This is a genomic window from Streptomyces sp. NPDC020780 (assembly GCF_044334475.1).
Lineage (GTDB): Bacteria > Actinomycetota > Actinomycetes > Streptomycetales > Streptomycetaceae > Streptomyces.
In genome coordinates this window covers 186107-208313 of record NZ_JBIRTB010000003.1, presented here as the reverse complement: position 1 = coordinate 208313, position 22207 = coordinate 186107, and the positions used below count along the sequence as shown (strand labels likewise).

At 72.2% G+C, this 22207-nt stretch carries 17 protein-coding genes and 1 pseudogene; 15 read left to right on the top strand and 3 right to left on the bottom strand.

Features of this window, described 5'->3' with window-relative positions:
* Positions 1-24 precede the first annotated feature (24 nt).
* The gene (locus ACH4VO_RS07165; protein WP_360988935.1) at positions 25-729 is read left to right on the top strand and encodes a ribonuclease H; all 705 of its coding nucleotides are present in this window, start codon (positions 25-27) and stop codon (positions 727-729) included.
* A 69-nt stretch (positions 730-798) separates the two neighbouring features.
* On the opposite strand, the gene ACH4VO_RS07160 is transcribed toward ACH4VO_RS07165, so the two are convergent.
* Positions 799-1476, bottom strand: a complete 678-nt coding sequence (locus ACH4VO_RS07160) for an ATP-binding protein (protein WP_398440887.1) — start codon at positions 1474-1476, stop codon at positions 799-801.
* Positions 1477-1571: 95 nt separating this feature from the next.
* Here ACH4VO_RS07160 and ACH4VO_RS07155 point away from each other — a divergent pair, with 95 nt between their 5' ends.
* From ACH4VO_RS07155 to ACH4VO_RS07140, 4 genes and pseudogenes are all read left to right on the top strand, one after another.
* The gene (locus ACH4VO_RS07155; protein WP_360988941.1) at positions 1572-2411 is read left to right on the top strand and encodes a helix-turn-helix transcriptional regulator; all 840 of its coding nucleotides are present in this window, start codon (positions 1572-1574) and stop codon (positions 2409-2411) included.
* A gap of 188 nt (positions 2412-2599) precedes the next feature.
* Positions 2600-2857, top strand: a complete 258-nt coding sequence (locus ACH4VO_RS07150; RefSeq protein WP_360988944.1) for a WhiB family transcriptional regulator — start codon at positions 2600-2602, stop codon at positions 2855-2857.
* Positions 2858-2898: 41 nt separating this feature from the next.
* Positions 2899-3282, top strand: coding sequence for a YkvA family protein (locus tag ACH4VO_RS07145; RefSeq protein ID WP_360988947.1), 384 nt, complete (start codon positions 2899-2901; stop codon positions 3280-3282).
* A gap of 246 nt (positions 3283-3528) precedes the next feature.
* Positions 3529-4272 (top strand): annotated as a pseudogene (locus tag ACH4VO_RS07140) (rhamnogalacturonan lyase); the annotation flags it as partial.
* A gap of 114 nt (positions 4273-4386) precedes the next feature.
* Here the strand turns inward: ACH4VO_RS07140 and ACH4VO_RS07135 are convergent.
* Positions 4387-5118 carry a VOC family protein gene (locus tag ACH4VO_RS07135; protein WP_360988950.1) on the bottom strand — a complete coding sequence of 244 codons (732 nt, stop codon included), beginning with the start codon at positions 5116-5118 and terminating at the stop codon, positions 4387-4389.
* A gap of 225 nt (positions 5119-5343) precedes the next feature.
* On the opposite strand from ACH4VO_RS07135, the gene ACH4VO_RS07130 reads away from it, so the two are divergent.
* The 9 genes from ACH4VO_RS07130 to ACH4VO_RS07090 all read left to right on the top strand — a co-directional run bounded on the left by ACH4VO_RS07130 (position 5344) and on the right by ACH4VO_RS07090 (position 19927).
* Entirely contained in the window at positions 5344-7782 is a 2439-nt protein-coding gene (locus tag ACH4VO_RS07130) for a GH92 family glycosyl hydrolase (RefSeq protein WP_360988953.1), read from the top strand.
* A gap of 172 nt (positions 7783-7954) precedes the next feature.
* On the top strand, positions 7955-11281 hold the full coding sequence (locus ACH4VO_RS07125) for a LamG-like jellyroll fold domain-containing protein (protein ID WP_360988956.1): 3327 nt from the start codon (positions 7955-7957) through the stop codon (positions 11279-11281).
* Between the two features lie 151 nt (positions 11282-11432).
* The gene (locus tag ACH4VO_RS07120) at positions 11433-12272 is read left to right on the top strand and encodes a phytanoyl-CoA dioxygenase family protein (RefSeq protein WP_360988958.1); all 840 of its coding nucleotides are present in this window, start codon (positions 11433-11435) and stop codon (positions 12270-12272) included.
* 643 nt (positions 12273-12915) lie between these two features.
* Positions 12916-14001, top strand: coding sequence for an ABC transporter substrate-binding protein (locus ACH4VO_RS07115; protein WP_360988961.1), 1086 nt, complete (start codon positions 12916-12918; stop codon positions 13999-14001).
* A 97-nt stretch (positions 14002-14098) separates the two neighbouring features.
* Positions 14099-15706 carry a sugar ABC transporter ATP-binding protein gene (locus ACH4VO_RS07110; RefSeq protein WP_360988963.1) on the top strand — a complete coding sequence of 536 codons (1608 nt, stop codon included), beginning with the start codon at positions 14099-14101 and terminating at the stop codon, positions 15704-15706.
* Entirely contained in the window at positions 15703-16701 is a 999-nt protein-coding gene (locus ACH4VO_RS07105) for an ABC transporter permease (RefSeq protein WP_360988966.1), read from the top strand. Before ACH4VO_RS07110 ends, ACH4VO_RS07105 begins: the two co-directional genes overlap by 4 nt.
* Positions 16698-17747: an ABC transporter permease gene (locus ACH4VO_RS07100; RefSeq protein ID WP_360988968.1), complete on the top strand. Its 1050-nt coding sequence runs from the start codon at positions 16698-16700 to the stop codon at positions 17745-17747. The genes ACH4VO_RS07105 and ACH4VO_RS07100 overlap by 4 nt, the downstream gene beginning before the upstream one ends.
* Positions 17748-17813: 66 nt before the next feature.
* Positions 17814-18851, top strand: coding sequence for a LacI family DNA-binding transcriptional regulator (locus ACH4VO_RS07095; RefSeq protein WP_360988971.1), 1038 nt, complete (start codon positions 17814-17816; stop codon positions 18849-18851).
* Complete coding sequence (locus tag ACH4VO_RS07090) at positions 18851-19927, top strand: aldose epimerase family protein (protein WP_360988974.1); 1077 nt, start codon at positions 18851-18853, stop codon at positions 19925-19927. The genes ACH4VO_RS07095 and ACH4VO_RS07090 overlap by 1 nt, the downstream gene beginning before the upstream one ends.
* A 151-nt stretch (positions 19928-20078) precedes the next feature.
* Here the strand turns inward: ACH4VO_RS07090 and ACH4VO_RS07085 are convergent, their stop codons facing one another.
* Positions 20079-20681: a YdeI/OmpD-associated family protein gene (locus ACH4VO_RS07085; protein WP_360988977.1), complete on the bottom strand. Its 603-nt coding sequence runs from the start codon at positions 20679-20681 to the stop codon at positions 20079-20081.
* 243 nt (positions 20682-20924) lie between these two features.
* Between ACH4VO_RS07085 and ACH4VO_RS07080 the strand changes: the two genes are divergently transcribed.
* Positions 20925-22148 carry a S8 family serine peptidase gene (locus tag ACH4VO_RS07080; protein WP_360988980.1) on the top strand — a complete coding sequence of 408 codons (1224 nt, stop codon included), beginning with the start codon at positions 20925-20927 and terminating at the stop codon, positions 22146-22148.
* Positions 22149-22207 lie beyond the last annotated feature (59 nt).

Below are 22207 nucleotides of genomic sequence, written 5' to 3'. Positions count from 1 at the left end.
CCGGGTGCTGGCATGATCGGGGGCATGGACGAGCGCATCATCGCCGCGTGTGACGGGGCATCCAAGGGAAATCCGGGACCTGCTGCCTGGGCGTGGGTCATGGCCGACGCCCAGGGGACCCCGCAGCGGTGGGAGGCCGGCCCGCTGGGCACCGCCACCAACAACGTCGCCGAGCTCACCGCGCTGCGGGAGCTGCTGGCGACCACGGATCCGGGCGTGCCGGTCGAGGTACGCATGGACTCGCAGTACGCCATGAACGCGGTGACCAAGTGGCTGCCGGGCTGGAAGCGCAACGGATGGAAGACGTCGGCGGGGAAGCCGGTCGCCAACCGGGAACTGGTGGTCGCGATCGACGAGCTGCTGGGCGGGCGTGACGTGCGCTTCCGCTACGTGCCGGCGCACCAGGTCAACGGCGACCCGCTCAACGCGCTCGCCGATCAGGCCGCAAGCGAGGCCGCCGTCGCGCAGCGGCCGGCGGGGACCAGGCACGGCTCCGCGGAACTGCCGGTACCGGCTCCCACCCGCTCGACGAAGACCCGCGTCGGCAGCGGGGACGCCGGTTCCGGCACGGGTGCCGCGGGGAAGACGTCACGGTCCGGCGGGACGATCCGCGCGAAGTTCGCGGGACGGTGTCCCTGCGGGAAGCCCTACGCCGTGAAGGACATGATCGCGAAGACTCCGCAGGGATGGGGTCACCCTGAGTGCCGGACGGCGCTCGCGGAAGCCTGACGGTTCCGCGCCGAGCGCCGCCAGTACGTCCGAGTGCATCCGGATACGTCCGGGTGCGGACGCGGGTCTTCAGATGACGGCCCAGACGAGGCGGCCCGAGAGGCTCGTGCGCGTGCCCCAGCGCACCGCGAGGGCGTCCACGAGCTGCAGGCCCCGGCCGCCCTCGGCCAGAGACGCCAGGTCGAAGCCGTCGAGCTCCTCGAACGCGTCGAGACAGTCGGGAGCGCCGAGGTCGTCCGCGCCGTCCGACGCGTCCACGGCGTCCGGGCCGCCGACGGCGTCCCAGGTGTCCGGGCCGTCCGCATCGGGGGCCGACGGCGCGTTCCCGCCGGTGCCACCGGGACCGTGCGGGACCTCCCGGGCGAGGTGGGAGGGCTCCGGGCGACGCGGCTGCGGGGCCCGCGGCCCGCGCGGTCCCACGCCCGGGTCAGCCGGACGGGACGGTGCGGGCACGCGCCCCCGGCCGCGGTTCCACACGCAGATGCGCACCCCGCCCGGGGAACGCAGGACACGGCACCGGATCCGTCGGCCCGCCGTGTGCCGCACCGCGTTGGTGACCAGTTCGGTCACCACCAGGGCCGCCGCCTCGACCCGGTCCGCAGGTTCGCCCCAGGCGCGCAGCGCTTCCTGCACGCGGTGCCTGGCTTCGGGCACGCCCGTGGAGTGACGCGGAATCCACCAGCTCTGTGCACTCCGCCCGCCCGGGTCCTCCTGGTCGAGACGAGTACAGGTGTCTATTTCCGACATGTATGTACTCTCGGTGCAAAGTGCATACTTTGCAAGCGACAGAATGCCTGGGCGGCCGCTCCGTGCCGGAGCACCACTCCGAGGAAGGTACGTGCATGAGGCCCCGATCCGGTCCCACGGTCGAGCACCGCGTTCTCGCGGCGCGCCTGCGGATGCTGCGGGAGCGAGCGGGCGTCAGCCTCCAGGCCGCGGCTCAGGCCCTGGACGCCCATCCCGCCACCGTGCGGCGCATCGAACGCGCGGAGACCGGGCTCGACGCCCGCCAGGTCCGTCTGCTGCTGGACCGCTACGAGGTCTCGGCCGTGGAGGCGCAGCCGATCATGGCCGGTCTCGGCGCCGCCAACCTGCCCGGATGGTGGCACCGGTGGCGGGAGGTCATGGAACCGTGGCAGCAGGAGGTCATCGGCATCGAGTCCTCGTCCGCGCTCGTACGGACCTGGCACCCCGCGCTGGTACCCGAACTGCTGCGCACCCCGGCCTACGAGGCCGCGCTGCGCCGGACCATGACCCCCGACGACACGCCCGGGAAGACCCAGCGGCGCGTCGAGCTGCTGAAGGAGCGGCAGCGGCGGCTGAGGGAGCGCGGCACGAGGATCTGGGCCCTGTTCCCGGCCGCCGCCCTCCACACGCGCGTCGGGGGGCCCGAGGTGATGGCCGAGCAGCGGGCGCAGCTGGCCGGGAGCGCGCGTCGGCCGGGGATCACCGTGCAGGTCGTACCCCTCGACTTTCCGCCCCACCCCCTGACCGGCATGCCGCCGCTGCACCTGCTGCGCGTGCCCGCCAGGGAGATCGGCGACCGGGCGGTCGTGGAGGTGCCGGGCACCCGGGTGGACATCATCGACGACCCGGACGTGGTGATGCGCCACCGCATCCGGCTGGACGGCGCGTGCGCCGCCGCGCCGCAGCCGGGCACACCCCTTCCGGAGGCCGGGTAACTCCCGGGGAACGCCGGGGCCGTACGCGTTTCGGAGGCCGGAAGGCCGGCCCCGCCGCCCCCGCGGCGGAGGGCCGCCGGGGCCCTGAGCCGTCACCCGCGGGCCTGTGGGGGTTTCGGACGCCCGATGCCGGTCACCTGCAGGAGAACGCACCATGCCGGACCCCCGGAGACGAAGGAGTGACAGACATGGACAACTGGCGCACCCACGCGGCCTGCCGTGACGAGGACCCCGACCTGTTCTTCCCCATCGGCAGCACCGGCCCGGCGCTGGTGCAGACCGAGGAGGCCAAGGCGGTCTGCAGGCAGTGCCCCGTACGGGAGAAGTGCCTGGACTGGGCTCTGGAGAACGGACAGGACTCCGGCGTCTGGGGAGGCCTGGACGAGAACGAACGGCGTGCCCTCAAGCGCCGCCGCGCCCGGGAACAGGCCAGGAGCCACGGGTGAGTGGTGCCGGGCCGGACGCCTCCGCGGGGAGACGATGAGCCATGGACATCCCGGTCTGGCTGGTCATCGGCGCACTCGTCGCCCTGCTCACTGCTGCGGCCGCCGCCGTTCTCCTCGTACGCGTGCTCCGGGCCAGACGGCTCCTCGTCGACGCGGGAATCCCCCTGCGTGACAAGGCGCTGGTCTGGGCCGCGGTGATCTACACGATCTCGCCCGTCGACCTGCTTCCGGACCCCGTCTACCTCGACGACATCGGCGTCCTGCTCCTCGCCCTGCGCTCCTTGCACGCCGCGGCGCGCGCGGCGGGGGCAGGGATACGAGGGGTCCACGCCCGGGAAGGGGCGGGAACGCGCGGGGCGGGAAGACGGGAAGCCGCGGGAAAGGCGGAACCAGGCGGCAACCTTTCGGTGCACAAGAGCGACTGACGGGGTGAAAGCCATACCGCCCCCGCCGAGAAGGTGCCTTCCGTGGAGCCTTTGCACCCCCGCAACCACCCCCACCCCGGACCGCGTTCACGCCGCCACCGGATCGGCCGCCGCCGCGCCCTGCTCGGCTCGCTGACGGCCGGGCTGCTCGCGGCCACCGGCCTCATGGCCTTCGGGCCGGCCTCGCACGCCGCCCCCGCCCGGCAGGCCGAGGCGCTCGACCGGGGAGTCGTGAGCGTGCACACCGACAGCGGGGACGAGATCGTGTACGGCGCCATGGCCGTGGACGACAACGGCTCCGGACTGTGGACGACGAGGAACGGGCACGGGGACGCCCTGCACGTCGGTGACCTCGACCCCTCCCGGGCGGGTCTGGAGGAGTTCAAGGTCGACGAGGACGGTGCGAAGCCCTCCTCGTGGATGGCGGACGCCCGGACCGGCGCGATCCTCTGGTCCACCCCCGCCGCGGGCGACAACGGCCGCGGGGTGTCCGCGGACATCTGGGCGGGCAGCCCCGGAGCCGAGTCCTGGTCCTCCGTCGTCTCCGGGGTGCGCGGACCGCAGGGCACCGTCGTCTCCGCCCGGAAGCCCTCCAGCGCGAACTTCCTGGCCTGGTGGGACGGTGACACGACCCGCGAACTCCTCGACGGCACCCACATCGACAAGTACGGCACCTCCGGAGACACCCGGCAGCTGACCGGCGCCTCGGTCCACTCCAACAACGGCACCAAGGCCACCCCGTCGCTCTCCGGCGACCTCCTCGGCGACTGGCGCGAGGAGGTCGTCTGGCCGACCACGGGCAACACCGCGCTGCGGATCTACTCCACGCCGTACGAGACCGGCACGAGGATCACCACGCTGCTCCCCGACACCACGTACCGGACCGCGCTGGCCTGGCAGAACACGGCGTACAACCAGCCTCCGCATCCCGGGTTCGCCATCGGCGGCGGCATGGCGACCGCGCCCCGGCCGGACATCACGACGCCGTAGGGCGGGCCCGGGAGGTCCCGCGTCGCCGCGGAGAAGCGCGGGCCCGTGAGGACGCGGCGTCCGCCGGGTGGCGTTCCCCGCTGCCCGTCGGCGGCCACCGCAGCTCCCACCCGGCTACTCGCCCGTGAGCGGGTCACGCCCCGTCAGGCAGTAGAGGCCGCCCGCCGGGTCCCGCATCACCGTCCATCCGTCGCCGTGGCGGACGAACTCGGCGCCGCACCGCTCGTGCCAGGCCTGCCCCGCCTCCAGGTCGGAACACGCCACGTCCAGGTGCCCGGAAGCGGGGCGGGGCTCCTCCAGCCGCTGGACGAGCAGACGCACAGGCAGATCCAGCCGCGGGCGCAGGACGTGGAACTCCGTGTGGTCACCCGGCCGGGAGTCCCAGCCGGTCAGCGCCGTCCAGAACGCGACCTCGGCCTCGAACGCGCCGGGAGCCACGTCGAGGCAGAGCTGGTCCGCCCTGCTCCGGAACCCCCCGGGCCCGTGGACGACGGGCGGCCGGGTCCGCTGACCGCGCCAGGCCACCAAGCAGAACGCCATGCCGCCGGGGGAGCGCAGCACGACCGGTCCCGGCTTCCGGGACCGGACCACGGCGCCCAGCTCGCAGGCCTGCGCGGTGGAGGCCGCCAGATCCTCCACGGCCAGGTCCGGGTGAGTGCCACCCGCCCCGCCCACGGCCTGCGTGGCGAGGCAGGCATCGGCCCCGTCCGGGAGCAGGGTGGTGAACTCCTCGCGCTCGCCCCAGGCGCCCGAGGTGCGGGTACCGGTGACCTCCGCCCAGAAGGCGGTCGCGCGGGCGGTGACGGCGGCGGGCCGGTCGATGAAGGCGTACGTCCAGCGGATCACGTGGCTCCTCTGCGGATTCCCGGGGTGTCGTCCGACGGCCTTCATGGTGTCAGGAGGGCGGAAACGGCGGCGTCCGTTCACCACTCGTTCACCACGGGCCTCCGTCGGCGGCATTCCCCCGCACGCCGCGGGCACCTACGCTCGGCCCCGTGGAGATCACCACCCGGCGGAGCGGTCCGCCAGGTGCTGACAACGTTGTCCAGAACTGTCGGAGGTACCCGAGACATGCCGTCCAGACCGTCCCGCGCGGCCCGGCGCCTCGCCGCGCGCGCCGCCGCGCTCCTGCTCACCGGCGCGCTCGCCGGCGCCGTCATGCCGCCGGCCGCCCAGGCCGACACGCCCGTCACGCGCCCCACCGCCTACGTCGACCCGCTGATCGGCACCGCGAACGGCGGCAACACCTACCCGGGCGCGGTCCGCCCGTACGGCATGATCGCCTGGTCGCCGACCAGCACCACGGGTGACCAGACCAGTACCGGAGCGGCCAACGGCTACGAGTACGGGGTCACCCGGATGCGGGGGCTGAGCCTCACCCACGTCAACGGCGCCGGGTGCAACCCGGGGGCCGCGGGGGACGTGCCGATCATGCCGTTCACCGGGGACGTGACCTCCTCGCCGTCCGCCGACACCAAGGACGCCGTCTACGCGTCCGGTTTCTCGCACGCCAACGAGCGTGCCGTACCCGGTCGTTACACCGTCGGACTGGACTCCGGCGCCACCGCCGACCTGGCGGTGAGCGAGCGCGCGGGGGTGGCCGACTTCGGCTTCCCGGCCGGCAAGCCCGCCAACCTGCTCTTCCGGGTGTCCAACTCCCTCAACGGCAGCGAGGACGCCGAGATAGAGATCGACACCGCACACCGCAAGGTGACGGGCTCGGTGCTCACGGGGGCGTTCTGCGGCCGGCGCGCCAACGGCGGGACCAACAACCGCAAGAGCTACTACCGCCTCTACTTCAGCGCCTCCTTCGACCGTGACTTCGCCTCGACCGGCACCTGGCGCGACGGCGCGATCGCGCCGGGAGCGACCGCCGGCGGCGGAGGCGAGGGGTACGCCACCGGCGCCGCCCGCGCCGGAAAGGGGTCCGGCGGCTGGGTGGGATTCGACACGAGCACCGACGCCGACGTCCGCATGCGCATCGGCATCTCCTACGTGAGCCAGGCGGGGGCCGAGGCCAACCTCCGCCAGGAGATCGCACCCCGGGCGAGCGTGGACGACGTGGCCCGGGCCGCCTCCCGCGCCTGGGACCGTGAGCTCGGTGCCGTGCGGATCGGCGGCGGGAGCGAGGAGCGGCGCACCACCTTCTACACCGCGCTGTACCACGCGCTGATGCAGCCGAACCTGATCAGCGACACCGACGGCCGCTATCCGGGCATGGACGGCTCGGCGCACCGCGTGGAACGGGGGCAGAGGGCCCAGTACAGCAACTTCTCCGGCTGGGACCAGTACCGGGCCCAGATCCAGCTCCTCGCCCTGCTCAAGCCCCGCATCGCGGGGGACTTCGCGCAGTCGCTGTACAACTTCGCCCGGCAGAACGGCGGCGTCTGGGACCGGTGGGTCCACGTCAACGGCGCCACGCACGTGATGACGGGCGACCCCTCGGCAGCCACCCTCGCCACGTTCTACGCGATGGGCGTGCGCAACTTCGACTACGAGGGCGCCTACCGGTCCCTGGCCCGCCAGGCCACGGTGCCCCACCCGGACGGGCTCGTGGACGCCGGATGCCCCGGACAGTGCACCGGGCAGCGGCCCAACCTGGCGCAGTACCTGGAGTCCCACTACGCGGCCCAGGACGTCTGCCACTGCTGGGGCGGTGCGGCCGAGACCCTGGAGGACGCGGTCGCCGACGACGCGCTCGGCCGCTGGGCCCGCCTGCTCGGCAAGGACGAGGAGGCCACGGCCTTCGAGGAGCGCGGACGCTGGTGGCGTAACGTCTTCAACCCGCAGGCGGGCGACGGGGCGGGGACGACCGGCTACATCCAGGCCCGCAACCTCGACGGCTCCTGGCTGACCCCGTTCGCCCCGGGCAGCGACCGGGGCTTCGCCCAGGGCACCAGCGCCACGTACACCTGGATGGTCCCGCAGGACGTGCAGGGGCTCGCCGACGCCATGGGAGGACGGGACATCGCGGCGAAGCGGCTCGACTCCTTCTTCCACAAGGCGGACGGCTCCTGGTCGGTCAAGGGCGGAGACGCCCTGCGCTACGACCCGACCAACGAGCCGGGCATCCACGCCCCGTGGCTCTACAACGCGCTGGGGCAGCCCTGGAAGACCCAGGAGACCGTACGCGAGATCGTAAACACGGTGTACGGGACCGGCCCCCGCGGCCTGCCCGGCAACGACGACCTGGGCACGATGTCGGCCTGGTACGTCTTCTCGGCCCTGGGCCTCTACCCGCGCACACCCGGCAGCGCGACCATGCTGCTCGGTACGCCGCTGTTCCCGGCCGCCGTGCTGGACCGGCCGCAGGGCGGGGACATCACGATCAGCGCTCCGCAGGCCGATGACACACATCCGTACATCGACGCGGTGACGGTGGACGGGCGGGCGAGCGGCAGGTCCTGGACGGATGACCGGCTGGTCACCCGGGGAGGGTCGCTCACCTACCGGCTCGCCGCCCGGCCGAACACGTCCTGGGCGACGCGACCTGCGGACCTTCCTCAGTAGCACACCAACGGGTCGTGTCCCGGGGCCCGGTGGGCGGCGCGGCACCGCTCACCGGCTCCGGTGTGCCCGGCGTGGCAGGCGGTGACGGTCTCGTTTTTCTATCGTTGAAAAATCTGTGTGCACAACCGTTGTCAGGTGTTCGGTGCTGTGGCTCAATGTTCGACTATGTGCAGTGCTCCGCAGTGCGGGGCACCCCGGCTTCTTCGACGAGGACGACGCCTTGAGACGACAACCAGCCCGCCCCCGCACGCTCCTCAGATCACTCGCCTGTACGGCGGCACTGCTGCTCCCCGTGGGGGCCGTTCTGGTGCCGGCCGCCTCCGCGGCCCCCGCCGCGGGCGCCGCCTCCGCGTCGGCGTTCGCGACGGAGGCCCCCTCCACCGAGGTGCACGGACTCAAGGGCGAGTACTTCGCCATGTCCGCCCCGGGCGCCCGCGACTTCGCGAAGCTCGGCGCCGTGGCCCTCGACCCGGACATCAACTTCCCCGGCCTGACCGGCGCCTTCGAATCGGCGACCGGGAGGACCGAGCACACCACCGCCCGCTGGACGGGGCAGATCGCGGCCCCCGAGACCGGCGACTACACCTTCAGCGCCATCGGCGACAACGGCTTCCGGCTCTTCATCGACGACAAACCCGTCATCGACCACTGGGTGCCGGACTGGGACAAGGAGCAGACCAGCGCCCCGGTCGCCCTGAAGGGCGGTGAGCAGCACTCGTTCCGGCTGGAGATGTTCCAGGACACCGGCGGGGCCAACATGTTCCTGCGCTGGTCGAGCCCTGAACTCACCAAGCAGATCGTCCCCGAGTCCGCGTTCACCCCGCCCGCCGACTTCGAGGTCTACCCGATCGGGCTCGACGTCGCCGAGGACGGCCTGAAGCTGCAGGCGGCCTTCGACCACGAGGTCAGCGGCATCGAGGACGTGAAGAACCACCTCAAGATCGAGGCGGACACCACGCCGATGCCCGTGGAGTCCGTCACCAGGGCGTCGGACGACCGCAACGCGCTCATCGTCACCCTGGGCGCGGCCGTCCAGAAGAACCAGCGGGTCACGTTCGTCTACGACGGCGAGGGCGGGCTGAAGGCAGGCGACGAGGCCGTCCCGGCGATCAGCCGCAGGGCGAGGAACCACTCCACGCACCGGCTGCTCACCCCGTGGGGCGAGAAGCTGGACGCGAAGAACCCGCTGCCCGAATACCCCCGCCCGCAGCAGGTACGCGACGACTGGAAGAACCTCAACGGCCCCTGGGAGTTCGCCGGAGCCGCCGCCGGGGAGAAGCCGGTCTTCGGCAAGCCGCTCGGCGAGCGCATCACCGTGCCCTTCCCCGCCGAATCCCAGCTCTCCGGGATCGAGCGCCACGAGGACCACATGTTCTACCGCAAGCTGATCACCGTGCCCAAGAGCTGGTCGGTCGGCAAGCGGAGCGGTCAGGACCGCCTGAAGCTCAACTTCGGCGCCGTCGACTACGAGGCGCAGGTCTGGGTCAACGGCAAGCCGGTCGCCGAACACACCGGCGGCTACACCGCCTTCAGCGCCGACATCACCGACGCGCTCACGGGCAGGGGCCCCCAGGAGGTCGTGGTCGCGGTCACCGACACCACCGGGCCCGACCAGCCCACGGGCAAGCAGTCCGCCCACCCGAGCGGCATCTTCTACACCGCCACCTCCGGTATCTGGCAGACCGTCTGGATGGAGCCGGTCGCCCCCGCCGCCGTCGACTCCCTCACCACCACGCCCGACATCGACACGGGCAGGCTCGCCCTGACGGTCAACTCCGAGGACGCCTCGGCGTCCGCGCGGATCACCGCCGTCGCCCGTGACAAGAAGGGGAAGGTCGTCGGCAGGGTCAGCGGACCGGCCAACCGCGAGCTGAGCCTCCCGGTCGCCGGACAGCACCTGTGGACCCCGGACGACCCGTACCTGTACGACCTGGAGGTCACCCTCAAGGACGGCCGCTCCAAGGACACCGTCGAGAGCTACTTCGGCATGCGCTCCTTCGGGGTCGCCCAGGTCGGCGGCTACCAAAAGCTGGTGCTCAACGGAAAGCCGTTCTTCTCCCTCGCCCAGCTCGACCAGGGCTTCTACCCCGACGGCCTGAACACGGCGCCCAGCGACGCGGCCCTCGTCTTCGACCTGAAGGCGCAGAAGGACCTCGGCTTCAACTCCGTACGCAAGCACATCAAGGTCGAGCCGGCGCGCTGGTACTACCACGCCGACCAGCTCGGGCTGCTGGTCTGGCAGGACTTCGTCTCCGGCGACATCACCGGCGAGAAGGGCCAGAAGGCCTTCCTGGACCAGGGCGCCGAGATGATGGAGCAGCTTCACAACTACCCCTCCATCGGTGCCTGGATCGTCTTCAACGAGGGCTGGGGCGAGTGGGACCGCACCGAGACCGGGAAGATCGCCGAGAAGGTCCGGGCCGCCGACCCCTCACGGGTCGTCAACGCCCACAGCGGTGTCAACTGCTGCAACTCCAAGGGTGATTCCGGCAAGGGCGACATCATCGACCACCACGACTACAACAACACCGACCCGGCCTTCCCGGACGGGAACCGGGCCGCGATCGACGGTGAGCACGGTGGCTTCACCCTGCGGATGCCCGGACACATGTGGCCGGGTGCCCCCACCGCGATCTACAGCGGTGTCGCCGACAAGGACGCGCTGACCGCCAAGTACGTCGACAACACGCGGACGTACTACCTCGACGCGGCCCGGGCTGAGCTCTCCGGTTCCATCTACACCCAGGTGACCGACCTGGAGAACGAGCTCAACGGTCTCTGGACGTACGACCGCCGCGAGATCAAGGTCGACCCCGCCAAGGTGCGGAAGATCAACCAGGAGGTCATCGCGGCCGGGGCGGCAGCGGGCGAGCGGGACGCGCTCAAGGGCGGTGGTGCCTGGTCCCTCGACGAGAACAAGGGCACCAAGGCCGCCGACAGCGGCCCGAACCACAAGGACCTCGCCCTCTCCGAGGGCACGTCCTGGGCGCCGGGGGTGAAGGGCTCGGCACTGAAGTTCAACGGCGAGGGCCAGTTCGCGCAGACCGACGGCCCGGTCATCGACACCACCGGTGACTACACCGTCTCGGCCTGGGCGTCGCTGGACGCGCTGCCGGGCAACTACGCCACCGTCGTCAGCCAGGACGGCCGCCGCCAGGAGAACCCGTTCTACCTCCAGTACGGGCAGGGCGCGTTCGCCTTCTCCACCCCGGGCGCGCACCGGGCCAGGCTCGAGGTCACCCCCGAACTGGGCCGGTGGTACCACCTCGTCGGCGTGCGCAGCGGCGACCGGATCAAGCTGTACGTCGACGGGAAGCTCGCGGCCACCGCCGAGGCCGGGACCGCCGACGTCAGCAGCGGCGCCCTCTCCGTGGGCCGCGCCAAGTGGTCCGGCGGCAACACCGACTTCTGGAACGGCTCCGTCGACCAGGTGCGCGTGTACGACAAGGCGCTCACCGACCAGGAGGTGAGCGCCCTCCACGACGGCGAGCAGCCGTAGGGCCCCTGCTCCCCAGGACCGTTCCCGGCAGCGCGCGCGATCACCGCGCTGCCGGGAGCGCGGGCCCGTCCGGGACGGGGCCGGCCGGAGCGCCCGATGCGGGGCCGAGCCGCGCCCCGTCTCTCCGCCTCCCACGAAAAGGACCCCAGACATGCACGACCCGGCGACCGCCCCCCTTCCTCCGGCCGACCGCGAGGCAGCGGTGCGGGACCTCTACGACGCCGGCATCACCGCGTGCCGGGGAGCGTTCGCACCGCACTGGGCCGACCGGATGCGCGAGGACATCGAAGCCGCCTTCGCCGAGGCGCGCGGCCGCGAGGGCGGAGCGGTCGGCCGGGGGCCCCACCGGTACTACGTCGAGATCCACCCCGAGCAGCTCCGGGGTTTCGTGGACCTGGTGGACCACCCCTGGGTGCGCGGGGTCTGCGAGGCCGTCCTGGGGCCCGACTACCGCATCGTCGAGCTCGGGTTCGACGTGCCGCTGGCCGGGGCCGTCAACCAGCCCTGGCACCGGGACTTCCCCATGCCCGACGCCACCCGCCGTGCACGCAGGCTCACCTCGCTCGCGTTCAACGTCACCGCCGTCGACACCCGCGAGGACATGGGGCCGTTCGAGATCGCGCCCGGCACCCAGTGGGACGACGACACCCGTTTCGGTCACGCGATGTTCCCCCGCCGCGAGGACTACCCCCGCTACGCCGCACTGGCCCGGCGCACGTACCCGCAGCGGGGTGACATCTCGGCCCGCTCCGCTCTGACGATCCACCGGGGCACGGCCAACCACTCGCCCGACTCCCGGCCGGTCCTGGTGCTGGGCGTCGACGCCCCGGGGGCGGGAAACGACGCCCAGCACGACATGGCGGTGACCCGTGCGTACTGGGCCGCGCTGCCCGGCCGGGTACGGGCGCATCTGGCCTGTCCGGTCGTGGAGGAGCTCACGCCCCTCGTGCAGAAGCACACGATCGAGGGACTGGTCATGGGCGATGCCTGACGGAGCCGGGGTCCGGCGAACGGCCGGGCCCGCCCGGCGTTCACCTCACGGCGCGCAGGGGTATCCACCGCCCACGCCGTGTCCCGGGTGAAGGGGCACGGTGTCCCACGCGTGCCCGCCGCCGCGGTGGCCGGCCGTGCTTCCGGGGTGCCGGGACGATGTGGCGCGGACGGCCGCCGGGCACACCGGCGCCGGTCAGCCCCATCCCGCCGCTCCGGTGAGGCGCACCGGGTGGCGGCCGCCCTGAAGAGCGTGGAACCGTCGTTCGCGTCCCTGCGTACCGGGTCGTACCGCCTCCCGGCCCCCGTTCCGATCGGCCCGCACGGCTCCGGGCGGCGAGCTTCGGTGGTGCGGGCTCCTGCCCGTGCCGTGCCGGTGGACGCCCCGCGGGGCGCGTGCCGGGGCGACACGTTTCGGAAACACGGCGACAACTCTCTTGCCGCCCGCGTCACCCCGCCTATATAACGTTGTAAACCGAGCCGCCGAGAGGCCGCACAGGCTCTCATGACCACCGTTCTCCCAGCTCGGAGGGGGGTCGTGAGGATTGCAGTGCCATCTGCCGCTGAGCGGCCGATGATCGTCCAGCCATGCCCGACCGCGCGCCGAACGGCGCGCCGTCATCCCGCCAAGGAGCGTCCCGCGCATGATGACCCAGCGTCGATCCCGTACCCTCGCCGCGGCCTGCCTGCTCGCCGCAACCGCCACGCTGGCCGCCGCCGGCTGCTCGAAGTCGGAGACCACGGACAGCGCGGGTGGCGACAGCAGCCAGGGCGCCCAGGCGGCCGAGACCCCCGAGACCGGTTCAGGCCCCGGCTGTTCGCTCCAGACCTACGGAGCGCCGAAGCTCGACCTGAAGAACGCGGTGGTCGGCTTCTCCCAGTCGGAGAAGGAGGCCAACCCGTTCCGGATCGCCGAGACGCAGTCCATCAAGGACGAGGCGAAGAAGATCGGCGTCAGGAAGCTGCTCACCACCAACGCGCAGTCGCAGCTGTCCAAGCAGATCAGCGACGTGCAGGACATGCTCTCCCAGGGCGCGCAGTTCCTCATCATCGCGCCGCTCAACTCCGACGGGCTCGAGCCGGCGCTCAAGGCCGCGGCGGCGAAGAAGGTGCCCGTCCTCACCATCGACCGCAAGGTCAACTCCACGGCATGCAAGGACTACGTGGCCTTCCTCGGCTCCGACTTCGTCGAGCAGGGCAAGCGCGCCGCCGACGCGATGATCAAGGCCACCGGTGGCAAGGGCAAGGTCGCCATCCTTCTCGGCGCCTCCGGCAACAACGTGACCACCGACCGCACCAAGGGCTTCGTCGACCGGATCAAGGCCGAGGCCCCCGGCATCGAGATCGTCGCCCAGCAGACCGGCGAGTTCGCCCGTGACAAGGGCCAGCAGGTCATGGAGCAGCTCATCCAGTCCAAGCCGGACATCACCGCCGTCTACGCGGAGAACGACGAGATGGGCCTCGGTGCGGTGACCGCGCTGAAGGCCGCCGGCAAGAAACCCGGCAAGGACGTCAAGATCGTCTCGGTCGACGGTACCCGCAACGCCGTCCAGGCCCTGGTCAACGGCGAGTACAACGCCGTCATCGAGTCGAACCCGCGCTTCGGCCCGCTCGCCTTCGCGACCGCCCAGAAGTTCTACGGCGGCGAGGAGATCCCCGAGAACGTCATCATCACCGACCGCGCTTACGACGACACCAACGCCAAGGAGTCGCTCGGCGGGGCGTACTGACCCCCTCCGGTCACCGAAGGCCCCGGCCGCCGCGGCGCAGACCACGCCACGGCGGCCCCCCGGCCCACACCCTTGGAACAGCGGAAGGCCAGGACCCATGGCACCACCCGAAGCAGTACCTCAGGCACCGGAGCGGGCAGCGCCCACCGCCCCCGCCGTGCTCGAAGCCCGCTCGGTGAGCAAACGGTTCCCCGGGGTCGTCGCCCTCGACGACGTCTCCTTCTCCCTGCGCGCCGGGGAGACCCACGCGCTGGTGGGTGAGAACGGCGCGGGCAAGTCCACGCTCATCAAGGTGCTGACCGGCGTGTACCGGCCCGACGGCGGCGAACTGCGGCTCGCGGGCCAACCGGTCGGATTCGCGAGGCCGTTCGAGGCCCAGCAGGCCGGCATCTCCACGATCTACCAGGAGGTCAACCTCGTCCCGCTGATGAGCGTGGCGCGCAACATCTTCCTGGGCCGTGAACCGCGCAACCGCTTCGGCCTCATCGACTTCCCGCGCATGCACCGCGAGACGAGCGGCCTGCTCGACGGGTTCGGCGTGCGGGTGGACCCCCGCCGCCCGCTGCACACCCTGGGCATCGGCACCCAGCAGATGGTCGCCCTGGCCCGGGCCGTCTCGGTCAACGCCCAGGTCGTCATCATGGACGAACCCACCTCCTCGCTCGAACCGCGGGAGGTGGAGACCCTCTTCCGCGTCATCGGGGAACTGCGCGGCCAGGGCATCGCCGTGCTCTACGTCAGTCACCGCATGGACGAGCTCTACCGGATCTGCGACCGCGTCACCGTGCTGCGCGACGGCCGCCACATCCACACCGGCGACCTCGCCGGCCTCGACCGGATGCAGCTCGTGTCGATGATGCTCGGCCGCGACCTGGCCGAGGTCCGCCGCGCCGGGGTGACCAACTTCGCCGCCGGGGGCCACGAGGCCGCCCGTACCCCGGTACTGACCGCCACAAGCCTGAACAGCCGCCTCCAGCTCCACGACATATCCCTGTCGCTGTACGGGGGCGAGGTGCTCGGCCTCGGCGGCCTCCTCGGCTCGGGCCGCAGCGAGACGGCGAAGGCCCTCTCCGGCGCCCTACCGCTGGACTCAGGTGAAGTCACCGTGGACGGCGTCCCGTTGAAGCGGCTCACCCCGGCCGCCGCCATCCGGGCCGGGATCAGCCTGCTGCCCGAGGACCGCAAGGCCGAGGGCATCGTGCCGGGCCTCTCGGTCCGCGAGAACATCGTGCTGGCCGCCATGCCGCGCCTCTCCCGGGCCGGTGTCGTCTCCCGCGCCAGACAGGACCGGATCGTCGACATCTTCATGAAACGCCTGAGGATCAAGGCGTCGAGCCCCGAGCAGAAGGTGGGCGAACTCTCCGGCGGCAACCAGCAGAAGGTCCTCCTGGCGCGCTGGCTCTGCCTGGAACCCAAGGTCCTGCTGCTCGACGAACCCACCCGCGGTATCGACGTCGGAGCCAAGGCCGAGGTCCAGAGCCTCATCGACGACCTCGCCCGCGAGGGCCTGGCCGTCCTGCTCATCTCCTCCGACATCGAGGAGCTCATCGAGGGCGCCGACCGGATCGTCGTCCTGCGCGGCGGAGCCGTCGCCGGCGAACTGGCGGGCGACGACGTGGCCGAGGACCGGCTGCTCGACGTGCTCGCCGACCACGCACCGGCCTCGGGGGACAAGGCCCCGGCCACCGAGGAGGACCACCGATGACCCCGACCGCCGCCCCGGCGCCCCCGAAGTCCGCACGGCCCGACCGGCCCGCCCCCTACCTGGCCCGGCTGCGGGACCCCGCCTGGTACCAGGAGTACGGCGTGTACGTCGCCGTGGCGGTGGTGCTGCTCTTCAACGCGGTGTTCACCGACCACTTCATGACCGCCGACAACTTCCGCACCCAGCTCGTCCAGGTCGCCCCCATCGTCATCGTCGCCCTGGGCATGGCCCTGGTCATCGGCACCGAGGGCGTCGACCTGTCCGTCGGCTCGACCATGGCGCTCGCCGCCGCCTTCCTGCCGCTCTACCTCGGATACGGGCTCGTGCCCGCGCTCGTCGTCTCGCTCCTGGCGGGCGCGGTCGTCGGCGCCGTCAACGGCAGCCTGGTCTCCCTCGTAGGCCTGCAGCCCATCGTGGCCACGCTCGCCCTCTTCGTCGGCGGCCGCGGACTGGCCCTCGTCATGGCCGACGGCCAGCTCAAGCAGATCGTCAACCCCGACCTGCTGTCGCTGGGATCCGGCTCCTTCCTCGGCGTCCCGCCGGTCGTCCTGATCGCCGGGGTCCTCGCCGTCGCCGTGGCCTTCCTGGTCCGGCGCACCACCTTCGGCCGCCAGATCGTCGCCGTCGGCGGCAACCGCTCCGCCGCCGCTCTCGCCGGCCTGCCCGTCAAGCGGGTCCTCATCGGCGTGTACGTGCTCTGCGGGGTCCTCGCCGCCCTCGCCGGCATCCTCGCCACGGCCCGGCTCACCGCGAGCGACCCGTCCTCGCTGGGCACCCTCATGGAACTCTCCGCCATCACGGCCGTCGTCGTCGGCGGCACGCCTCTGAACGGCGGTTCCGTCCGGGTGCTGGGCACCGTGGCCGGTGCCCTGCTGATGCAGCTCCTGCGCGCCACACTCGTCAAGCACGACCTGCCCGACTCCACCGCACAGATCGCCCAGGCGGCCATCATCATCGCCGCCGTCTACGTCGCCCGGGAGCGTCGGTCCCGATGAACGAAACCACCCCCGCACCCACCGCCACGGCCCCCGCCCCGGGGCCGCGGAAGCCGGCCGCGCCCCGCCCCGAGCCGGGCGCCCGGCCGACAGGCGGACGGCGCGCCGCCGAACTCCTCCAGCGGCAGGGCGTCCTCGCGGTCCTGCTCACCGTGGTGATCGCCGCCTCCTTCATCTACCCGACCTTCGCCTCCCTGGACAACGCCCGCGGCGTGACCATCCAGGCCTCCTTCCTCGCCGTCGTCGCGCTCGGTATGACGCTGGTCATCATCACCGGGGGCATCGACCTGTCCGTGGGATCGGTCTTCGCCCTGGGCGGAGTCCTCGCCGCCTGGGCCTCGCAGTACGGATTCGTCGCCGCCCTGCTGCTGCCCCTCGTGGCGTGCGGCGCGATCGGCCTGCTCAACGGGTTCCTCATAGCCCGGGGGAACCTGGCCCCCTTCATCGTCACCCTCGCCACCCTGCTGGGCGCCCGGGGCGTCCTGCTCGCCATCACCGACGAGGGGGCCACCACCTACCTGGTGCCCAAGGACTCCGCCTTCGGTGACCTCGGCCAGGGCGCCGTCTGGGGATTCGGCCACCCGATCCTGATCGCCCTGGTCCTCTTCGGCGCCGGCGGACTCGTCCTGCAGCGCACCTCGTTCGGGCAGACGCTGTTCGCCGTCGGCGGCAGCAGTGACGCCGCCACCCTGATGGGCCTCCCCGTCGCGCGGACCAAGATCCTCGTCTACACGCTCAGCGGTCTGCTGGCCGGACTCGCCGGCGCGCTGAACGCGGCCAGGCTGTCCTCCGGCGTCACCATCGTCGGCGTCGGCATGGAACTCGACGCGATCTCCGCCGTCGTCATCGGCGGCACGCTGCTCGTGGGCGGCGCGGGCTCGATCAGCGGCACGCTCTGGGGCGTCCTGCTGCTCGCCGTCATCCAGAACCTGATCAACCAGATCGGCTCGCTCAACTCCTCGTACCAGTCGGTGGTCAGCGGGGGTTTCCTTATCGTTGTCGTGGTGGCCCAGCGATATCTGGCGCGCAGTCGCAGAAGCACCTGACCGCGGACCAGCCGCGGACGAGCGGAAGCCACCGATCCGAAGAGCCGAGTCGAGCCGAGGAGTGCCGTGGGCGTCAGCCTCAAGGACGTTGCGCAACGGGCGGGCGTGTCCATCAAGACCGTGTCGAACGTGGTGAACAACTATCAGCACGTCACACCCGCGATGCGCGCGAAGGTGCAGCAGGCGATCGACGAGCTCGGCTACCGGCCGAACCTCACCGCACGTCACCTGCGCAAGGGCCGCACCGGCATCATCGCCCTTGCGGTCCCCGAGTTCGGCAACCCGTACTTCGCCGAGCTCGCGGGAGCGGTCGTCGACGCGGCCGCCCGCCACGACTACACCGTCCTGGTCGACCACACCGCGGGGCTGCGGGAGAAGGAACTCCTGGTCAGCCAGGGATTCCGGTCCCACGTCATCGACGGTCTCATCCTCAGCCCCATCCACCTGGAGACCGAAGACCTCATGGCGCGCACCGAGACGGCGCCGCTGGTCCTGCTCGGGGAGCGCGAGTACGAGGCACCGTACGACCACATCGCCATCGACAACGTGGCAGCGGCCCGCGACGCCGTGCGCCACCTCGTCGGCCTGGGCCACCGCAGGATCGCCTTCCTCGGCTCGCGCACCGGCCGCGAACGCCAGCCCGCCCACCTGCGCCTGCGGGGCTGGCGCGAGGAGCTGGCCGCCGCCGGGATCACCCCGGACGAGAACCTCGTCGTGGTCACCGACGGCTACGGCCGCGAGGACGGTTCCGCCGGCATGGCGGCCCTCCTGGACCGGGGGGAACGGCCCGACGCCGTGTTCGCCTACAACGACCTGATCGCCATCGGTGCCATGCGGACCATCACGGCACGGGGGCTGCGCATTCCGGACGACATCGCCGTCGTCGGCTTCGACGACATCGAGGAGAGCAGTTACGGCACGACCACGCTCACCACCATCGCCCCGGACAAGGAAGCCATCGCCCGCCTGGCCGTCGACAGTCTCGTCGAGCGGCTCTCCGGCGCACCGCCGGCCGAACCACGCCGGCCACGCCCCGGCTACCGCCTCGTCGTGCGGGAGTCCACCGCACCCGGGGCCGCCGCCGCTCTCCCCGAGGACCTCTGATGCCGCGCCCCACCGTGCACAGCACCCTGTTCGGCTCCGCCCACGGCACCCCCACCCACCTGTGGACCCTCGACTGCGGGAGGGGGGTCACGGCCGGGATACTGACCTACGGCGCCTCCCTGCACAGCCTCACCGTGCCGGACACCACGGGCGCCACCGCCTCGGTCGTCCGTTCGCTGGCGGCCATCGACGACTACACGGCCGGGCACCCGTACTTCGGCGCCGTCGTCGGCCGGTACGCCAACCGCATCGCGCACGGCCGCTTCACCCTGGACGGCACGACCCACCACATCCCCGCCAACGACCGGGGCCACGCCCTGCACGGCGGCCCGGAGGGCTTCCACACCAAGGTGTGGGACGCGAGCGCGGACACCACCGGCGACACCGCGTCCCTGCGGCTCACCCTGCGCAGCCCCGACGGCGACATGGGCTTTCCCGGAACGCTCGACGCCACGGTCACGTACACCCTCGACACGGCCGGCACCCTGGCCGTCGACTACGCGGCGGTCACCGACCGCCCCACCGTCGTCAGCCTCACCAACCACGCCTACTTCGACCTGGCCGGCCAGGACGACGTGCTCGGCCACCGCCTCGAGGTCGACGCCGACACCTACCTGCCGGTGGACGCCGACGCCATTCCCCAGGGCCCTCCGGCCGAGGTCCGGGGCACCCCCTTCGACCTCACCGTGCCCCGCGTCCTCGCCGAACGGCTCGGCCACGACGACGGACAGCTGAGCGCCGCGGGCGGTTTCGACCACTGCTGGGTGCTGCGCGCCCGCGACGGCGGCCTGCGCCGCGCGGCCCGCCTCTCCGCCCCGGACGCCCGCCGCGTCCTGGAGATATGGACCACTGAGCCCGGCATCCAGGTCTACACCGCCAACCAGCTCGACGGGGAGTTCACCGACGCCACCGGCCGCCGCCACGAACGCCACGGCGCGATCTGCCTGGAGACCCAGCACCTGCCGGACTCACCCAACCGGCCCGAGTTCCCCACCGCCGTACTGCGCCCCGGCGACACCGCCCGCAGCCGTACCGAACTGCGCTTCCCGCATCTGACGCCGGGCGCGGCGCGGTGACCGGTGCCTCCGGCCCGCCCGCGCCACTTCGGACAGGTCCCGGCCTTCCGGGGTGGAGCGTCCGCTCGCGGAGCGTGGGGGACAGCGGGCGCACGTCGACCCTGCCGACCGAGCCCCGGCGCTCCGGGTGCACCCGGAACGGGTACGCGGCTCAGCCCGGCTCGTCCTCCGCCGTCAGCTTCGCCATTGTCCGCGCGAGCCGGGCGGTCCTCCCTTCCGGCGTTCTGGCCCAGAGGAGATCGACGATGACGAGATACCTGTCCGTCCTGCCGAGCTGCTCGAAGCGACGTGCCGCGCGGGCGTCGGTGGCCAGCGCGGCGGCGAGGTCGCCGGGCACGGTGGCCTCCCTCTGCGAGGGGTACGCGGCCGCCCACCGCCCGTCCGTCTGCGCGGCCCGGACGTGGGCCAGGCCGGGCTCCCGCATGCGTCCGGCGGCCGTCAGTGCCTCGACCCTGCGGACGTTGACCTGTGACCACCGGCTTCCCCGGCGGCGCGGTGAGATCCGCTGGAGGTAGTACGTCCCGTCGAGCGACTTGCGCTGCCCGTCGATCCAGCCGTAGCAGAGGACGACGTCGATGACCTCGGTCGCCGTGACCGACTGGACGCCGGAGTCCTTCTTCGCCATCTTCAGCCAGAGGTGCGGGCGCACCGCGTGGTGGCCCGCCAGCCACGACTCCAGGGCATCGGCACACGCGAAGGCCAGCGGTTCGAGGTCCGCTCCGTCCGCACGGCCGGATGTCGGTTCCACGGCCATGGCCGCACCGCCTTCTCCAGTTCGACCGGGTGGGAATCCATACGCTAAGCGACTGATAGGACAGGGAGTGTCCTGAATGCCGGTCAGCTTCGGGTCAGCGGCGGATCCGCACCTGACGCGGCGTTACGCCGTCCGGCTGACGCGGCTCAGGCCCGCCCCACAGGTGGACGAAAGCTCAGGTGTTCGCACCTCGCGGACCTCCGCGGTCCGCGAGCCGCTCCTCCACCTCTCAAGGGAGAACGCATGCGCCTGCGCGCCCGCTGGGTCCCAGCCGCTCTGCTGCTGATCGCCCCCCTGATCGGCACCAGCCCGGCCACGGCCGACACCGGTGAGACACTCGTTCCGGTACAGAAGTCGGCGCGGGCCGTACCCGGGCAGTACATCGTCACCCTCTCGGCCGGTCAGACGCCGGATGCCACGGCCGAGCAGCTCGGGGTCACCCCCCTGTTCACGTACAGCAAAGTCCTGCGCGGCTTCGCGGCCTCCCTCACGGCGGCCCAGCTGGAGAAGGTGCGCGGCGCGGCGGGCGTCCAGGCCGTCGAGGAGAACAGCGAGGCCTCCGTCTCGCCGCCCGCGGCGAAGACGGCGTCGGCGAGGCCGCTGCCGGCCGCACCCGCGGCGGGGGCGGCGGGAAGCCGGGTCGCGGCCGGGAGTTGGGGGCTGGACCGCATCGACCAGCGGAGCCTGCCGCTGGACGGCGCCTACGAGGCAGCCGGTACGGGCCAGGGCGTGACCGCCTACATCCTCGACACCGGCATCGAGTCCGCGCACACCGAGTTCGGCGGCCGGGTGGGTGCCGGGTACGACGCGATCGGGGACGGCCGCGACGGTGAGGACTGCAACGGCCACGGCACGCACGTGGCCGGGACGGTGGCCGGCAGGACGTACGGCGTCGCCCCCTCCGCGGCGCTCGTACCGGTGCGGGTGCTCGATTGCGAGGGCTCGGGCACGTGGGCCGGGATCATCGCCGGCCTCGACTGGATCGCCCGGAGCGCCACCCAGCCTGCCGTGGTCAACGCCTCGCTCGGCGGGCCCGCCTCGTCGGCCGTGGACGACGCGTTCGACGCGCTCGCCGAGCAGGGCACCCTGCCCGTCGTCGCCGCGGGCAACGAGAACCAGGACGCCTGCGACGTCTCCCCGGCCCGCGCCGGCCGTGTGGTCGCCGTCGGTGCCGGCGACACGCAGGACCGGCAGACGGCGTTCAGCAACTGGGGCACCTGTGTGTGGATGTACGCCCCCGGACTGGACATCGTCTCCGCCAAGCTCGGCGGCGGTTCCACGAAGCTGAGCGGTACGTCCATGGCCAGCCCGCACGCCGCCGGCGCCGCCGCCCTCTACCTCGAGCAGAACCCGGACGCGACGCCGCAGCAGGTCGCCGACGGGCTCGCCGCGAAGGCGACCCCGGACGTTCTGACAGGCCTGGGCACCGGCTCGCCCGACCGGCTGCTCTACACCGGCGGTCTCTGAACCTCAGGCCGGCTCCCCGGGAGCGGGGTCCGCGACGCGCGGACCCCGCTGACACCGTC

Excerpts from the sequence above, each read along its gene's own strand:
- ACH4VO_RS07165 (WP_360988935.1), top strand. The coding sequence starts at position 25 with ATGGACGAGCGCATCATCGCCGCGTGTGACGGGGCATCCAAGGGAAAT.
- ACH4VO_RS07160 (WP_398440887.1), bottom strand. The coding sequence starts at position 1,476 with ATGTCGGAAATAGACACCTGTACTCGTCTCGACCAGGAGGACCCGGGC.
- ACH4VO_RS07155 (WP_360988941.1), top strand. The coding sequence starts at position 1,572 with ATGAGGCCCCGATCCGGTCCCACGGTCGAGCACCGCGTTCTCGCGGCG.
- ACH4VO_RS07150 (WP_360988944.1), top strand. The coding sequence starts at position 2,600 with ATGGACAACTGGCGCACCCACGCGGCCTGCCGTGACGAGGACCCCGAC.
- ACH4VO_RS07145 (WP_360988947.1), top strand. The coding sequence starts at position 2,899 with ATGGACATCCCGGTCTGGCTGGTCATCGGCGCACTCGTCGCCCTGCTC.
- ACH4VO_RS07130 (WP_360988953.1), top strand. The coding sequence starts at position 5,344 with ATGCCGTCCAGACCGTCCCGCGCGGCCCGGCGCCTCGCCGCGCGCGCC.
- ACH4VO_RS07120 (WP_360988958.1), top strand. The coding sequence starts at position 11,433 with ATGCACGACCCGGCGACCGCCCCCCTTCCTCCGGCCGACCGCGAGGCA.
- ACH4VO_RS07115 (WP_360988961.1), top strand. The coding sequence starts at position 12,916 with ATGATGACCCAGCGTCGATCCCGTACCCTCGCCGCGGCCTGCCTGCTC.
- ACH4VO_RS07110 (WP_360988963.1), top strand. The coding sequence starts at position 14,099 with ATGGCACCACCCGAAGCAGTACCTCAGGCACCGGAGCGGGCAGCGCCC.
- ACH4VO_RS07105 (WP_360988966.1), top strand. The coding sequence starts at position 15,703 with ATGACCCCGACCGCCGCCCCGGCGCCCCCGAAGTCCGCACGGCCCGAC.
- ACH4VO_RS07100 (WP_360988968.1), top strand. The coding sequence starts at position 16,698 with ATGAACGAAACCACCCCCGCACCCACCGCCACGGCCCCCGCCCCGGGG.
- ACH4VO_RS07090 (WP_360988974.1), top strand. The coding sequence starts at position 18,851 with ATGCCGCGCCCCACCGTGCACAGCACCCTGTTCGGCTCCGCCCACGGC.
- ACH4VO_RS07085 (WP_360988977.1), bottom strand. The coding sequence starts at position 20,681 with ATGGCCGTGGAACCGACATCCGGCCGTGCGGACGGAGCGGACCTCGAA.
- ACH4VO_RS07080 (WP_360988980.1), top strand. The coding sequence starts at position 20,925 with ATGCGCCTGCGCGCCCGCTGGGTCCCAGCCGCTCTGCTGCTGATCGCC.